Origin of the sequence: Actinomadura gamaensis (assembly GCF_042652125.1) — a bacterium.
In the GTDB taxonomy this organism is placed as follows: Bacteria; Actinomycetota; Actinomycetes; order Streptosporangiales; family Streptosporangiaceae; genus Spirillospora; species Spirillospora gamaensis.
Map to the genome: position 1 here is coordinate 120,470 of NZ_JBHSIT010000013.1, position 13,898 is coordinate 134,367.

General features: G+C 74.6%; 14 protein-coding genes and 1 other RNA gene. 11 read left to right on the top strand and 4 right to left on the bottom strand.

Annotated features, from left to right (window positions below):
- Window positions 1–6 precede the first annotated feature (6 nt).
- Genes ACFPCY_RS35785 through ACFPCY_RS35805 form a run of 5 tightly spaced genes read left to right on the top strand, consistent with a single transcriptional unit; the run spans window position 7 to window position 6,307 of the window.
- On the top strand, window positions 7–858 hold the full coding sequence (locus ACFPCY_RS35785; protein ID WP_378262891.1) for an alpha/beta fold hydrolase: 852 nt from the start codon (window positions 7–9) through the stop codon (window positions 856–858).
- On the top strand, window positions 851–1,741 hold the full coding sequence (locus ACFPCY_RS35790; RefSeq protein ID WP_378262893.1) for an alpha/beta fold hydrolase: 891 nt from the start codon (window positions 851–853) through the stop codon (window positions 1,739–1,741). The genes ACFPCY_RS35785 and ACFPCY_RS35790 overlap by 8 nt, the downstream gene beginning before the upstream one ends.
- Window positions 1,738–3,057 (top strand): glycosyltransferase, encoded by a 1,320-nt coding sequence (locus ACFPCY_RS35795; RefSeq protein ID WP_378262895.1) that lies wholly within the window; start codon window positions 1,738–1,740, stop codon window positions 3,055–3,057. The genes ACFPCY_RS35790 and ACFPCY_RS35795 overlap by 4 nt, the downstream gene beginning before the upstream one ends.
- Entirely contained in the window at window positions 3,054–5,276 is a 2,223-nt protein-coding gene (locus tag ACFPCY_RS35800; RefSeq protein WP_378262897.1) for a class I SAM-dependent methyltransferase, read from the top strand. Before ACFPCY_RS35795 ends, ACFPCY_RS35800 begins: the two co-directional genes overlap by 4 nt.
- Window positions 5,273–6,307 carry a hypothetical protein gene (locus ACFPCY_RS35805; RefSeq protein ID WP_378262899.1) on the top strand — a complete coding sequence of 345 codons (1,035 nt, stop codon included), beginning with the start codon at window positions 5,273–5,275 and terminating at the stop codon, window positions 6,305–6,307. The genes ACFPCY_RS35800 and ACFPCY_RS35805 overlap by 4 nt, the downstream gene beginning before the upstream one ends.
- Before the next feature lie 105 nt (window positions 6,308–6,412).
- On the opposite strand, the gene ACFPCY_RS35810 is transcribed toward ACFPCY_RS35805, so the two are convergent.
- On the bottom strand, window positions 6,413–6,784 hold the full coding sequence (locus ACFPCY_RS35810; RefSeq protein WP_378262901.1) for a hypothetical protein: 372 nt from the start codon (window positions 6,782–6,784) through the stop codon (window positions 6,413–6,415).
- A 79-nt stretch (window positions 6,785–6,863) separates the two neighbouring features.
- Complete coding sequence (locus ACFPCY_RS35815) at window positions 6,864–7,211, bottom strand: DUF6191 domain-containing protein (protein WP_378262903.1); 348 nt, start codon at window positions 7,209–7,211, stop codon at window positions 6,864–6,866.
- Between the two features lie 288 nt (window positions 7,212–7,499).
- On the opposite strand from ACFPCY_RS35815, the gene ACFPCY_RS35820 reads away from it, so the two are divergent.
- The 5 genes from ACFPCY_RS35820 (at window position 7,500) to rnpB (ending at window position 12,071) form a co-directional block, all read left to right on the top strand.
- Entirely contained in the window at window positions 7,500–8,318 is an 819-nt protein-coding gene (locus ACFPCY_RS35820) for a Nif3-like dinuclear metal center hexameric protein (protein ID WP_378262905.1), read from the top strand.
- Window positions 8,315–9,058 (top strand): zinc ribbon domain-containing protein, encoded by a 744-nt coding sequence (locus tag ACFPCY_RS35825; RefSeq protein ID WP_378262907.1) that lies wholly within the window; start codon window positions 8,315–8,317, stop codon window positions 9,056–9,058. The genes ACFPCY_RS35820 and ACFPCY_RS35825 overlap by 4 nt, the downstream gene beginning before the upstream one ends.
- A gap of 115 nt (window positions 9,059–9,173) precedes the next feature.
- Complete coding sequence (locus ACFPCY_RS35830; RefSeq protein ID WP_378262909.1) at window positions 9,174–10,274, top strand: bifunctional RNase H/acid phosphatase; 1,101 nt, start codon at window positions 9,174–9,176, stop codon at window positions 10,272–10,274.
- A gap of 69 nt (window positions 10,275–10,343) precedes the next feature.
- Window positions 10,344–11,666: a TrpB-like pyridoxal phosphate-dependent enzyme gene (locus ACFPCY_RS35835; protein ID WP_378262911.1), complete on the top strand. Its 1,323-nt coding sequence runs from the start codon at window positions 10,344–10,346 to the stop codon at window positions 11,664–11,666.
- Window positions 11,667–11,690: 24 nt separating this feature from the next.
- Window positions 11,691–12,071: RNase P RNA component class A (gene rnpB / locus ACFPCY_RS35840), an RNA gene on the top strand.
- 46 nt (window positions 12,072–12,117) lie between these two features.
- Here rnpB and ACFPCY_RS35845 read toward each other — a convergent pair.
- Entirely contained in the window at window positions 12,118–12,558 is a 441-nt protein-coding gene (locus ACFPCY_RS35845) for a group II truncated hemoglobin (RefSeq protein WP_378262913.1), read from the bottom strand.
- A gap of 231 nt (window positions 12,559–12,789) precedes the next feature.
- Here ACFPCY_RS35845 and ACFPCY_RS35850 point away from each other — a divergent pair, with 231 nt between their 5' ends.
- The gene (locus ACFPCY_RS35850; protein WP_378262915.1) at window positions 12,790–13,005 is read left to right on the top strand and encodes a hypothetical protein; all 216 of its coding nucleotides are present in this window, start codon (window positions 12,790–12,792) and stop codon (window positions 13,003–13,005) included.
- A 51-nt stretch (window positions 13,006–13,056) separates the two neighbouring features.
- On the opposite strand, the gene ACFPCY_RS35855 is transcribed toward ACFPCY_RS35850, so the two are convergent.
- On the bottom strand, window positions 13,057–13,812 hold the full coding sequence (locus ACFPCY_RS35855; protein WP_378262917.1) for a carbonic anhydrase: 756 nt from the start codon (window positions 13,810–13,812) through the stop codon (window positions 13,057–13,059).
- Window positions 13,813–13,898: the final 86 nt, after the last annotated feature.

The following is a 13,898-nucleotide window of genomic DNA, read 5'->3' on the forward strand; positions in this document are numbered from 1 at the left end:
ACGGCAGTGGCCTACGTCCGCGCCCGCGGCGTCCGGTTCCACGTGGTGGACCTCGGGCGGGACACGGGCCGGGCGCCGGTGGTGATGCTGCACGGGCTGTTCACCGGCTCGGCCGCGTCCTGGTTCTTCACCGTCGCGCCCGCGCTCGCCCGCACCCGCCGCGTCCGGCTGCCGGACTGGCGCGGGCACGGCCTCACCGAGCGCACCCCGACCGGCTACGACACCGCGACGATGGCGGACGACCTGGCCGCCCTCACCGCCGACCTGCCCCCGTTCGCGATCGCCGGGCACAGCTACGGCGCGACCGTCGCGGTCCGCTTCGCCCGCGCCCATCCGGGCCGGGCGACCGCCCTCGCCCTGGTCGACCCGCCCTTCGCGAACACCGCCACCGACCGCCACCCGAACGCCCCGAGCCACGGGCTCCCGGACGCCCGCCATCACGCGGAGGCGGGTGCCCCGGGCCACGAGGTCCCGGACGTCCACCGCCACGCGGGTGCGGGCGCTCCGAGCCGCGGGATTCCGGACGCCCGCGGTCATGTGGAGGCGGACATTTACCGCCATGCGGTTCCGGAGGCCCGGCGAGAGGCCGTGGCCGAACTGCTGCGGCGGACGTCGCTGCGGGCGGACCTGGCGGCCGAGCCGCCGGTCACGGCGGCGGAGCTGGCCGAGCTCGCCGGGCTCCCGGTGCTCGCCGTCGTCGGGTCCGAGTCGCCGTTCCGGGCCGCCGGCGACCTGGTCGGACGGGCCCTGCCCGCGGCGCGGCGGCACGTGCTGACCGGCGGGCACGACCTGCACATCACCGCGCGGGCGCGGCTCACGCCGCTGCTCGGCGCGTTCCTGGAGGAAGCACATGCCTGAGATCACCGCACGCGGCGTGCGGTTCCACGTCCAGACCCTGGACCCCGCCGGATCCGCGTCGCGCGCGGACGCCCCGGCGGTGGTCTTCGTGCATGGGCTCGCGCTGGACAACCTGTCCAGCTTCTACTACCGGCTGGCCGGTCCGGTCGCGGCGGCCGGGTCCCGGGCCGTCCTGTACGACCAGCGCGGGCACGGGCTGTCGGAGCGAACCCCGGCCGGGTACGGGACGTCCGAGGCGGTCGCCGACCTGTTCGCGGTCCTGGACGCGCTGGACGTCACCCGCCCGGTGCACCTGGTGGCCAACAGCTTCGGCGGGGTCGTGGCGCTGAACGCGGCGCTCGCCCGCCCGGAGCGGGTCGCCGGCCTGGCGCTGATCGAGTGCTACGGGCCCGCCGAAAGCGGGTTCGCGTGGACCGAGGCGCTGCTCAACACGCTGAACAAGTCCGCGCTGGCGCTGGAGTACGAGGACCTCGCCGCGCGGTTCGGCGCGCTCGGCTGGCGGCGGCGGGCCCGCCAGTGCGCGGTCGCGGAGCGGCTGATCAACGGCACCACGCTGCTGGCGGACGTGTCCGCCGCCGAGCCCGTCCGCCCCGCCGACCTCGCCGCGCTGCGCCGTCCGGTCCTGGCCGTCTACGGCGAGCACTCCGACCTCCGCGACGCCGGACGGCTGCTCCGGGCGCACGTCCCGGACTGCGAGCTGCACGTCCTGCCCGGCCACGCCCACACCGTCCTCAGCGACGGCACCGATGACCTGCTCGCCGTCCTGCTGCCCTGGCTGTCCCGCCACGCCCAAGCCCTCGAAGCCGCCTCCCGGGAGGCGGCCACCGATCCCGGCCCGCGCACGGGGGCGCGCGAGCTGACCTGCGCCGGAGGTGCGCGATGAGCCCCAGAAACGCCCGTGGCCGCCGGGTCGCCGTCCCGCCGCTGCTCGGCGGCGCGGTGCCGCCCGACCGGTCCGCCGGGACCGCCGGTACGGCCGGGACCGCCGGGACCACCGGAACCGCCGGAACCGAACGGCGCCGGTTCCTGTTCGCCGTGCCGCCGCTGACCGGCCACGTCAACCCGACCGTCGCGGTCGCCGCCGAGCTGACCGCGCGCGGCCACCGGGTCGCGTGGGTCGGGCACCGGGACGGCCTGGCGCGGCTGCTGCCGTCCGGAGCGCGCGTCTACCCCGCCGAGGACGCCGGGTTCGCCACCGAGATGGAGGCCGCGGGCCGGGGCTGGCTCTCGCTGCGCGGCCCCGCGGCGCTGAAGTTCCTCTGGGAGGAGTTCATCGTCCCGCTGGGGCACGCGATGATGCCGGGCGTCCAGCGCGCGATCGAGCGGTTCCGCCCGGACGTGGTGGTGTCCGACCAGCAGGTCCTCGCCGCGCCGGTCGCCGCGCGGCTCCAGGGGCTGCCGTGGGCGACGTCCGCGACCACGTCCGCCGAGTTCACCCGGCCGCTCGCCGGGATGCCGCTCGTGGAGGAGTGGGTCCGCGACCAGATCGGCGAGTTCCAGAGCCGCTACGACATCGAGGACCTCATCGACCTGCGCTTCTCCGACCACCTGACGCTGGTGTTCTCCACCGGCGCGCTCGTCGGGGACGTCACGTTCTTCCCCGACCACATCGCGTTCGTCGGCCCCGCGCTCGGCGGACGGCCCGAACGCGCCGACTTCCCCTCCGACTGGCTCGACCCGCCCGGCGAGGACGCCCGCCCGGCGGTGCTGGTGTCGCTGGGAACGATCCACGGGTCCGCCGGGGCGCGGTTCTTCCGCATCGCCGCCGAGGTGATCGCCGGCATGGACGTCCAGGCGGTGTTCGTCATGCCGTCCTGCACGACCGGGTGCGCCGACCTCACCATTCCGGACAACGTGCTCGTCCGCGACCACGTGCCGCAGCTCGCGCTGATGCCGCGGCTGTCGGCGGTCGTCACGCACGGCGGCCACAACACCGTCTGCGAGGCGCTCGCGCACGGCGTCCCGCTCGTCGTCGCCCCGATCCGGGACGACCAGCCGATCATCGCGCGCCAGGTCGAGGCCGCGGGCGCGGGACGCGTCGTCCGGTTCTCCCGCCTCCGGCCGGAGGAACTGGCCGGCGCGCTGACCGGTGTCCTCACCGACCCCGCGCACCGCGAGGCCGCCGCGCGCGTCCGCGAGTCCTTCGCCGCCGCCGGAGGCGCCGCCCGCGCGGCCGACCTGCTGGAGAAACTCGCGTGAACTGGCTTCCCGCGCTGTACCCCGCGCTCCTCTCGACCGGCCTGGCGGGACGCGCCCTGGTTCTGCGGCACCGGCTCCTCACCCTCGCCCCGCTGCCGACCCCGCGGCCCGGCGGCAACCCGGCCGTGGTGCCGTCCGCCCTGAGCGCCGCCGCCTCCGCCTCCGCCGCTGTCGCCACTCCGCCCGACCTCGGCGCCGCCCGCGACCCGGCCCGTCCAGGCGGCCTCACCACCGCACGCGCCCTCGGCGGCCCGGGCGACCTCAGCCGTCCGCCGAGTTTCGGCAGGCCGGACGGCGTCATCCGCCTGGGCGGTCTCGACGACTCGGACGCTCTCGGTGATCGAGACGCTCTCGGTGAGCGAGACGGTTTCAGCGAGCGAGACGGTTTCGGCGAGCGAGACGGTTTCGGTGATCGAGGCGGTTCGGACGTCCAGAACGGCCCGGACGGCATCGGGGAGACCGACGGTCCGGGCGGAGTCGGCGGGGCAGGTGGCGCGGAGAGCCTGAGCGGCCTCGGCGGGGACGTCGGTTACGAGTTCGTCGTGGGGGAGCGGGTCATGCTGTCCGGGCCGGTCCGGCGGGCCGTGGTCGGGCACGCGCGGGAGAACGGGCTGGGCATCCTCGACCTGGTGCCCGCCGACCTGCCCGCCGAGCGCGCCCTCGACCTCGCCCGCACCCTCAACCCGCCGGAGTACCGGACCGATCCGCTCGCGGTCGGACGCGGCGCCGGGTTCGCCATCGTCGCCGCCGGGGAGCTGCTGGACCGCGCCGGGCACGGCCGCGGCGCGCTCGATCCGGGCGCGTTCGGCGCGGCGACGGCGCGGCTGCGCCAGTGCACCACCGCGGCCGACCTGGTCGTCGTGCCGTCCACGAGCCCGCGCGGGCCGCTCGGCCGGGGCCGCCGGGCCTGGCTGGCCGGGCTGGGCGTGCCGGTGGGGTGGACGATCGCCGCGGCCGTCCTCGGCTACCTGTCGGTCCTCGCCGCGCTGGCCCTCGACCCGCTGTGGGGCCTGATCGCGGTCGCGACCTACTGCGCCGTCCCCTACCTGGTCTTCGGCGGGACGGCGCTCACCCCGCACGACCTGCACTCGGCGGTGCTGTTCCGGCTCGTCCGGGAGCCGTACGGCTGGTGGCGGACGCTGACCGACCCGCCCTGCGCGTGGGAACGCGAGCGCGTCGACCGCCGGGACGCCGCGCGCGCGTACTACCGCGCCGAGATCGGCCGGGGCGTCGAGCGGTTCCTCGGGCCCCGCCGGGAGAGCTGCCCGTGGTGCGGCTCGGAGTCGCTGGTCGTCCACGTCCGGGCGGGTGACATGCTCCAGGGCAAGCCGGGACGGTTCACCCTGGAGCGCTGCCGCGACTGCGGGCACGTCTTCCAGAACCCGCGCCTGGACGACGAGGGCCTCGCGTTCTACTACCGCGACTGCTACGACGGCCTCGGCGGCGAGACCATGGAGCGCCTGTTCGCCGCGCAGGGCGGCATCCTGCGCGCCCGCGCGCGGTTCGCCGCCGAGCACGTCGGCACCCCGCGCGCCTGGCTGGACGTCGGGACCGGGCAAGGCCACTTCTGCCGCGTCGCCGCGTCCGTCTTCCGCGGTACCGCGTTCGACGGCCTGGACACGGGCGAGGGCGTCGAGGAGGCCGTCCGGCGGGGCTGGCTGCGGCGCGCCCACCGCGTCCCGTTCCGCGACCTGCCGGACGGCCTGACCGGCGAGTACGACGTGATCAGCATGAACCACTACCTGGAGCACGCCGCGGACCCGCTCGCCGAGCTGGACGCCGCCGTCAAGGCGCTGCCCGCCGGCGGCCACCTGCTGATCGAGCAGCCCGACCCGGAGTGGCGGCTCGGCCGCCTGCTGGGCCGGTTCTGGCTGCCCTGGCTCCAGCCGCAGCATCTGCACGTCCCCACCCTGGACAACCTGGTCCGGGCGCTCAGCGCGCGCGGGATGCGGGTCCGGGCCGTCCAGCGGCGCGAGGCGCACCAGCGCTACGACGCGACGGCGGCGGTGTTCGTGGCGCTGAACACGTTCGGGCCCGACCCGTTCCGGCCGTGGGCGCCGGGGCCGCCGACCCTCCTCGCCCGGCTGCGCCGCGCCCTGGCGCAGGCCGCGCTGCCGCCCCTGCTCGTCGCGGCCGCGCTGGCCGACCGGCTGGTGCTGCCCCTGATCCCCGGCCCCGGCAACGCGTACCGGGTGCTGGCCCGTAAGGACGAAGGTTGACCGAAACCCTGAAGGACGGCCCGGTGGGACTCGCCGACGACCCGGACATCCGGATCACCGCTCACTTCTACGAGCGGATCTTCGGCGTCCCGCCCGCCACGCTCCGCCGCGCGCCCGGCGGCCTCGCCCTCCTCGGCGGGCCGCCGCTCCCGCTGCGTCCAGCGCCCGCGAAGCACGACGCGGTCCCGGGAGATGACCATGGCGCGGTTCCCGGAGAGCACGACGGGGCGTCCGCGGGGTATGGCGCGGCGTCCGGGCGGTACCCGGCGCTCGCGGTCGCGCTGGCGTGGGGGGCGATCGTCGCGGCCGGACCGCATCCGGACGGCGGCGTGGACCTCTACTCGATGAACCGGCTCACCGACCGGTGCACCTCGCTCGACGAGGTCCCGGACTGGGCGTTGGACGCGGTCGAGGCGCTGCGCGCGCACGCCGACCCGCCGCCGGCCGCGCGGATGGTCGTCAACCGCGAGCTGCCCGCCGAGACCGGCCTGCTCTGCGGCGCGGAGACGGTCTGCGCGGCGGCGATGGCGCTCGGCGACCTGCACGGGCCGCCGATCGCGTCCGCCGCGTGCGCGTCGGGGCCCGAATACCTCGCCGCGCTGCACTCGCGTCCGCGCCACGCCCTGCTGATCACCGAGGACGGCCCGGAACAGGTCCCGTTCGACCTGGCCGCCGCCGGGCTGCGGCTGCTGGTCATCGACACCGGCGTGGCGGAGGAGGCGTCCGCTCCGTCCCGCGTGCCGTCCGATCCGGGCGCGGACGTGGTCGAGCGCGCCGTCTCGGCGCTGCGCGCGGGGTTCCCGGCGGGTCTCGGCCCGCTGCTCACCGAGGCGCACGTTCCGGGCCGTCCGATCCTGGATCTGGCTCTGTCGGCCGCGCGTTCGGCCGGGGCCCTGGGCGGCCGGGCGCTCGGACGCTGCGCGGTGGCGCTCGTGCCGGTGAACGCCGTGCCGGCCGTCCGCGCCGAGGTCACGGCCCGCCTGATCCCGCACGCGCCGCGCCCGCCCCGCTTCCTGACCGCGACGACCTAGCTCTGAGGCGCCTGCTCGCTCTCCGAGGCGCCTGCTGGCTCGGCCCGGCTCTGTCCGAGGCGCTCTGTCCGAGGCGCTCTGTCCGAGGCGCTCTGTCCGAGGCGCCTACTTGGGCGCGAGGGTGGCGTGGCGCTCGCGGAGGGCCTGCTCGACCAGATCCACCGCGTGGACGAGCTGGACGAGCCGGACGCCCTCGCGCCGGTAGGTGTCGAGAACGGCCTCGATGCCGTGCGGCGGGACGGCGCCGGAGAGTTCGACGCGCGCGGAGCGGAAGCCCTCGCGGGCGGCCTCGACGGCGGCGGTGACGTGGTGCCGCGCCATCCGGGCGAGCGCGACGGGGTAGCGGCGCAGGACGCCGTAGCGCCGGTACTCGGGCGGGACGAGCTCCAGCAGCCAGGCGAGCGCGGTCTCCTCGAACCGGTCGGTCCCCGGCGGGTGCACCTGCGGCGGCCAGCCGGGCGGGACGAAGCTGCTCACCTGCCCAGAATACCCCATTTTCGAATGTTTGTTCGATCAAGCGCCCGATGTCCGGTTCCATCGAGGCGCCGGGGAAGGGCTACTCCTGCGCGGCCGGGCCCGTGCGGCGGATGCGGATGCGGCCCGACTCCAGGTCGTCCCGGCCGGAGTCGCCGGCCTGGAGCATGTCGTCGTGCTTCAGCGTGCGCTGCCGCTCCTGCTCCTCCTGCTTGACCTTCTTGGAGCCCTCGAACGCGGAGGCCAGATCCTCGAACAGGCCGCCGCCCATGCCCGCGCCGGTCTCGCCGTCGCCGCGGATGGCGCCCATCATGGACGTCCGTCCGGTGCCCTCCCGCGGCCACTCGACGACCTCGGGCTCGGCGGACGGCTTGGCCGTGCCCATCGGACGGCCCTTGACGCGCTTACGGCGACGGAACGGTGACTTCACACTCAACTCCAACGCGACGAGCTTCTGAAATGATCCCGCCGTCCGGCCGCTGGAGGCGACCGCCCGCCGGGAAGGGAGCCGGTGTGCCTCCCGCCCTCCGGAACCTGCCCACCGTGACCGCGCGACTACCGTCCGGACACGGCTGGGCCGGGTCGTCCACACGATAGCCGCTCCCCACCCCCCGCCGGCGGCCCCGCCACCCGCCCCCGCGGGCCTCCGGAGCCGTCCGCGGAGACCGCGGGCGTCGCTGGCTCGGCTCGGGGGCTCCGGGGCGGTAGCCTGCGGGGCGTGCGTCTCTCCCAAGTCACCGCCGTCCTGGACGACCTGTACCCGCCCGCGTGGGCCGAGTCGTGGGACGCGGTCGGGCTCGTCTGCGGCGACCCCGGCCAGGACGTCCGCCGCGTGCTGCTCGCGGTCGACCCGGTGGCCGCCGTCGTGGACGAGGCGCTGGAGTGGGGCGCCGACCTTGTCCTCACCCACCATCCGCTGCTGCTGCGCGGCGTGCACGGCGTCCCGGCGAGCACGCCGAAGGGCCGCCTCGTGCACCGCCTGATCAAGAACGACGTCGCGCTGTTCACCGCGCACACCAACGCCGACGTCGCCGTCCCGGGGGTCTCGGACGCGCTCGCCCGCGCCGTCGGCGTCACCGGCGGGCTGCGCCCGATCGTCCCGGCGCCGGACGACCCGCGCCGCGGCCTCGGCCGGATCGGCGAGCTGCCGTCCGCCCTCACCCTGGCGGAGTTCACCGCGCGGGTCGCCGCCGGGCTCCCCGCCACGGCCTGGGGCGTCCGCGCCGCCGGCGACCCGGACCGTCCCGTCCGCGCCGTCGCGGTGTGCGGCGGAGCGGGCGACTCGCTGCTGTCCGACGTCCGCGCCGCGGGCGTGGACGTGTACCTCACCGCCGACCTGCGGCACCATCCCGCGTCGGAGTTCGTCGAGGCCGGCGGCCCGGCGCTGCTGGACGCGGCGCACTGGGCCACCGAGCACCCGTGGCTGGCGGACGCCGCCGCGGCGCTGGCGGCCCGGCTCGACGTCGAGACGCGGGTGTCCGCGGCGGTCACCGACGCATGGCGTCTGCATGGCGCCTCCAATGAAGGAGTGAAGTGAAAGCCGCACCGCAAGCCCAGCAGCGCCTGATCGACCTGCAGGAGCTGGACAGCTCGCTCGACCGCCTGGCGCACCGGCGCCGCACGCTGCCGGAGCTCGCCGAGATCGAGCGGCTGGAGGCCCGCCGGGCCGAGCTGCGCGACCAGATCGTGGCGGCCGAGACCGCGCTCGGCGACCTGGACCGCGAGCAGAAGAAGGCCGAGCAGGACGTCGACCAGGTCCGCACCCGCGCCGACCGCGACCGCAAGCGCCTCGACTCGGGCATGGTCACCTCGGCGAAGGACCTGGCGTCCCTCCAGGCCGAGATCGAGTCCCTCGGCCGCCGCCAGTCCGACCTGGAGGAGGTCGTCCTGGAGATCATGGAGCGCCGGGAGGAGGCCGAGGCGCGCGTCAACGACCTGCGCGCCGAGCGCGACCGCGCGGTGGACGAGCTGGCCGCCCTCACCGAGCGCCGGGACGCCGAGCAGGCCAAGATCGACGAGGAGGCCGGGCTCACCGGCACCGCCCGCACGGGCGTCGCCAAGGACGTCCCGGACGACCTGCTCGCCCTCTACGAGAAGCTCCGCGACCAGTTCGGCGGCGTCGGCGCGGCCGTCCTGTACCGGGGCGCCTGCCAGGGCTGCCACCTCGCGCTGAACACCGTCGACCTGAACCGCATCCGCGCCGCCGCCGACGACGACGTGCTCCGCTGCGAGGAGTGCCGCCGCATCCTCGTCCGCACCGCCGAGTCCGGCCTGTAACGAACGGAAGGCCTCGCGTGACGCCGAAACCGTCCCCCATCTCGCGCCCGCGGGCTTCCGCGCGCATGCAGAAGCCCGCGCACAGTTTCGCTTGCGGGCGGGCGAGGGCGGGCCGGTGACGGCGGGACGCAGGCTCGTCGTCGAGGCGGACGGCGGGTCGCGGGGCAACCCCGGGCCCGCCGGCTACGGCGCGCTGGTCAAGGACGCCGTGACCGGCGAGGTGCTGGCCGAGATCGCCGAGGCGATCGGGCTGGCGACCAACAACGTCGCCGAGTACCGCGGCCTCATCGCCGGGCTGACCGCCGCCGCCGCGCTCGACCCGTCCGCGCGGGTGGAGGCGCGGATGGACTCCAAGCTGGTCGTCGAGCAGATGTCCGGCCGCTGGAAGATCAAGCATCCGGACATGCGCCCGCTGGCCGAGCGCGCCCGCGAGATCGCCTCCGGCCTCGGCTCGGTGACCTACACGTGGATCCCGCGCGAGCGGAACGCGCACGCCGACCGCCTCGCGAACGAGGCGATGGACGCCGCCGCCCGCGGCGAGGAGTGGCGCCCGCGCGACGAGGAGCCCGCGCCCGCTGCGGTAGCGCCGGCGTGGTCGTCCGCGACCGCGTCGCCGACGACGACGCTGCTGCTCCGCCACGGCGAGACGCCGCTGTCGATCGAGAAGCGGTTCGCCGGGACGAGCGACGTCCCGCTGACCGAGCGCGGCCTCGCCCAGGCCCGCGCGGCCGCCCGCGCGGTGAAGGACGTCGAGGCGATCGTGACCTCGCCGCTGGCCCGCTGCCGGACGACCGCCGCCGAGGTCGCCGAGGTCACCGGCCTCGACGTCCGGGTCGAGGACGGCTTCCGCGAGACCGACTTCGGCGCCTGGGAGGGCCTGACCTTCCGCGAGGCGTCCGAGCGCGACCCGGACGCCCTGTCCGCCTGGCTGGCCGACCCGTCCGTCGCCCCGCCCGGCGGCGAGAGCTTCGAGGCCGTCGCCCGCCGCGTCCGGACGGCCCTGGACAAGCTGAAGGTCCGCCACCGGCACCGGCGCGTCCTGGTCGTCTCGCACGTGACGCCGATCAAGCTCCTGGTGGCCGACGCCCTGGGCGCGCCCCTGCCGTCCCTCTACCGGATGCACCTGGACACCGCGTCCCTGTCCCGCATCGACTGGTACGACGACGGCCCGGCGACCCTGCGCACCTTCAACGACATCCACCACCTGGACGCCTGAGGGGCTTGTGGCCCCGGCGGGCCGTGGTTACGTTGCGTGGAGGGAACGTGACGACACCGGAGGCCGCCCATGCCGCAGACCCGGATCACGCTGGACGAGTCGCGCCTCCCTCGGCGCTGGTACAACATCGTCCCCGATCTGCCAGAACCGCCCCCGCCGCCCCTGCATCCCGGCACTCGCGCCCCGCTGGGCCCGGACGACCTGACCCCGCTCTTCCCGCCCGACCTGATAGCGCAGGAAACGTCGTCCGAGCGCTATATGGAAATCCCCGAACCCGTCCGGGACATCTACCGCCTGTGGCGTCCGACTCCGCTCATCCGGGCCCACCGCCTGGAGAAAGCTCTCGGAACTCCGGCCCGCATCTACGTCAAATACGAAGGCGTCTCCCCGGTCGGCTCGCACAAACCGAACACGGCCGTCCCGCAGGCGTATTACAACGCCCGGGCCGGCGTCCGCCGCCTGACCACCGAAACGGGCGCGGGCCAATGGGGAAGCGCCCTGGCCTTCGCCTGCGCGCAGTTCGACCTGGCCTGCGACGTATGGATGGTCAGATCGTCCTACGACCAGAAACCCTACCGCCGAACGATGATGGAACTCTTCGGCGCGAAAGTGCACGCGAGCCCTTCCCCGGAAACGTCCACGGGCGCGAAGATCCTCTCGGACGACCCGTCCAACCCGGGCTCCCTGGGCATCGCGATCAGCGAAGCGGTCGAGTCGGCCACGCCGTCCGACACCCGCTACGCGCTGGGAAGCGTCCTCAACCACGTCCTCCTGCACCAGACCGTCATAGGCGAAGAGGCCCGCGAACAACTGGCGTCCATCAACGAAACCCCCGATCTGGTCATCGCCTGCACAGGCGGTGGCTCCAACTTCGCGGGCCTGGCCTTCCCGTTCCTCCGCGACAGCCGGGAAACCCGCTTCCTGGCCGCAGAACCGGCAGCCTGCCCGTCCCTCACCAAAGGCACCTACGCCTACGACTACGGCGACACCGCAGGCTTCACGCCCCTCTTGAAAATGCACACGCTAGGCCACGATTTCATCCCCGACCCGATCCACGCGGGCGGCCTCCGCTACCACGGGATGTCCCCGCTCCTCTCGCACATCTACAACCTCTCCCTGATCGAAGCGAAAGCGATCCCGCAACGCGAAACCTTCGAAGCGGCCACCCTTTTCGCTCGCACCGAAGGCATCATCCCGGCTCCCGAACCGGCCCACGCCCTCGCCGCCGTCATCGCCGAGGCCAAGGCCGCCACCACCCCCTTGGTCATCCTCACCTCGGTCTGCGGCCACGGCCACCTGGACCTCGCCGCCTACGAATCCCACCTCCACGGCACCCTGGCCGAACCCGACCCGTCCCCCCGCATAGCGGACGCACTGACCCGCCTCCCGTAACCGGTACCCTTGACGCACGGCGGACGAGCCGGCCGGACGGCCGCGTCGGGGCTATGCCCCGCCGAGGAAAGTCCGGGCTCCACAGGGCAGGGTGGTCGGTAACACCGACCCGGGGCGACCCGCGGGAAAGTGCCACAGAAAGCAGACCGCCACCGCGAGGTGGTAAGGGTGAAACGGTGAGGTAAGAGCTCACCGGCGCCCACGGTGACGTGGGCGGCCAGGTAAACCCCACCCGGAGCAAGGTCAAGAAGGGAAGCGACGCTTCCCGCGCAGGCGTTCGAGGGCGGCCCGCCCGATGCCTGCGGGTAGACCGCTGGAGGCCGTCGGCAACGACGACCCGAGATGGATGGCCGTCACCGCCCCTTTGGGGCGGCACAAAACCCGGCTTACAGGCCGACTCGTCCGCCCCACTCCTCTTCGTCCACCCCTGCCTGCTGAGGCGGGTGGGTGGTCAGTCGCCGTCCCAGGTCCAGTGGGGGACCTCTCGCAGGGGGTGGAGGTCGGCGTCGGTTTCGGCGTGGGAGTTCTGCTGGGCCACCCGGGTGCCGAAGTCGATGTGTTCCTGGAAGGCGCGGCGGAACGGTTCGTCTTTCGGGAGGCCCGCTTCGTCCAGGGACTCCAGGTAGAGGTCGGCGAAGCGCCGGCGTTGGGCGTCGGTGATGCGCAGGCCGCGGTGGACGTTGATGAGGTAGTCGAAGCCGAGTTCGCGGGTGAAGCGGTCGGGGCCGCCGAAGCTCTCGGCGGTGAACCAGGTCAGGTGGCGGACGTGGTCGGGGCGGCGCTCGGGGAACAGCGGGCGCAGGACGGGGTCCGCCAGCGCCTTGGTGTAGAAGATCTCCTCCAGGCGGTGCAGGGCGTCGTCGCCGCCGGCGTGGTCGTAGAGGCTGGTCACGGGGAGGGACCTCCGCGGTTTCGGGGACGCGGGACGAGCCGACCGTAGGACGGGCCGGGGCGGGTTGGGAAGGGCCGTCCGGCGTGGGTTCCGTGACTCATGAAGATCGGGTCATGCGACACAGAGCAGGTCGGAGCGGGCCTTTAGCGTCCGAAGTACGCAGCCTGATCTGGTTGGGAGATCGGCGTGGCGGCGGGGCCCGGTGGCCGGGGTCCGCGGAGAGGGGCGCTGATGATCATCGTGCTGGCGGCGGTGGTCGCGCTTTTCATGATCGTGGTGGCGCTGCTCTACCTGGTGGAGTTCGCCAGGGCGAGCCGGCGGGACGCGCTGTTCGGCCCGGCGGCGAGCCGGAGCGCGCGGCGGGCCCGCATGGTGACGGGGATGTACATCCGGGGCGGCGAGGATCTGGACGCCCGCGGCGGCGATGAGGAGCTGGTGGGTCGCTGACCGTCGGGGGGCCGGGGCCGCCCCTTCGCCCGGGGGCGGCCCAGGGCCCGGCTACACGTCCGTCCAGGTGTCGTGCACCGGGCCGAACACGCCGGTCGCGCGGTCCAGGACGAGCACGTCGGCGGTCTCCAGGTCGAGGTAGAGGCCGACGAGCTCGACCTCGCCCGACTCGACCATGGCGCGCAGCCAGGGATAGCTCTCCAGGTTCTCCAGCTGCTGGACGACGTTGAGCTGGCAGAGCCGGGTCAGCGGCGCCTGGCCGGGGACGGCCGGGGACCCGAACAGCCGGTCGAGGCTGGCCTTGCCGTGTTCGAGCCAGCCGGTGAGGGAGGTCAGGTGGTCGACCTCCCGGCCGCCGCCCAGCAGGGCCGCCATCCCGCCGCAGTTGGAGTGGCCGCAGACGGTGATCGCCCGGATGCCGAGGACCTCCACGGCGTACTCGACGGTCGCGGCGACCGAGTCGTCCGGCGGCGCGGAGCCGTGCCGCGGCACCATGTTGCCGACGTTCCGGTTGATGAACAGGTCGCCGGGGCCGGAAGCGGTGATCGTGTGCGGCACCACGCGCGAGTCGACGCACGTGATGAACAGGTTCTGGGGCTTCTGCTCGAAGGCGAGCTCGGACATGATCGGGCGGACGAGCGCGGCGGTCTGCCCCTGGTACTCGCGGATCCCCGAGAGCAGCAGGTCGCTCGGCGCGCCCCCGGCCGTGTCCGCGGCGGACGCCGGGGGACGGCGACGGTTCGCCCAGGGGGCCCACCAGCGGGTTCCCGGAGGCGACTTGCGCTGACCAGACGAATCACCTGTCACCACTCCTTGATAGCAACCCGCGTCCACCTCGCCGTCGACCGCCCCACCTGGGAGCCGTCCGGGCGCTCGATCGCCTCACCTGCAAG

What these genes read in the sequence shown, in the direction of transcription:
- ACFPCY_RS35850 (WP_378262915.1), top strand. Translation starts at nt 12,790, where the DNA reads ATGATCATCGTGCTGGCGGCGGTGGTCGCGCTTTTCATGATCGTGGTG.
- ACFPCY_RS35835 (WP_378262911.1), top strand. Translation starts at nt 10,344, where the DNA reads ATGCCGCAGACCCGGATCACGCTGGACGAGTCGCGCCTCCCTCGGCGC.
- ACFPCY_RS35790 (WP_378262893.1), top strand. Translation starts at nt 851, where the DNA reads ATGCCTGAGATCACCGCACGCGGCGTGCGGTTCCACGTCCAGACCCTG.
- ACFPCY_RS35795 (WP_378262895.1), top strand. Translation starts at nt 1,738, where the DNA reads ATGAGCCCCAGAAACGCCCGTGGCCGCCGGGTCGCCGTCCCGCCGCTG.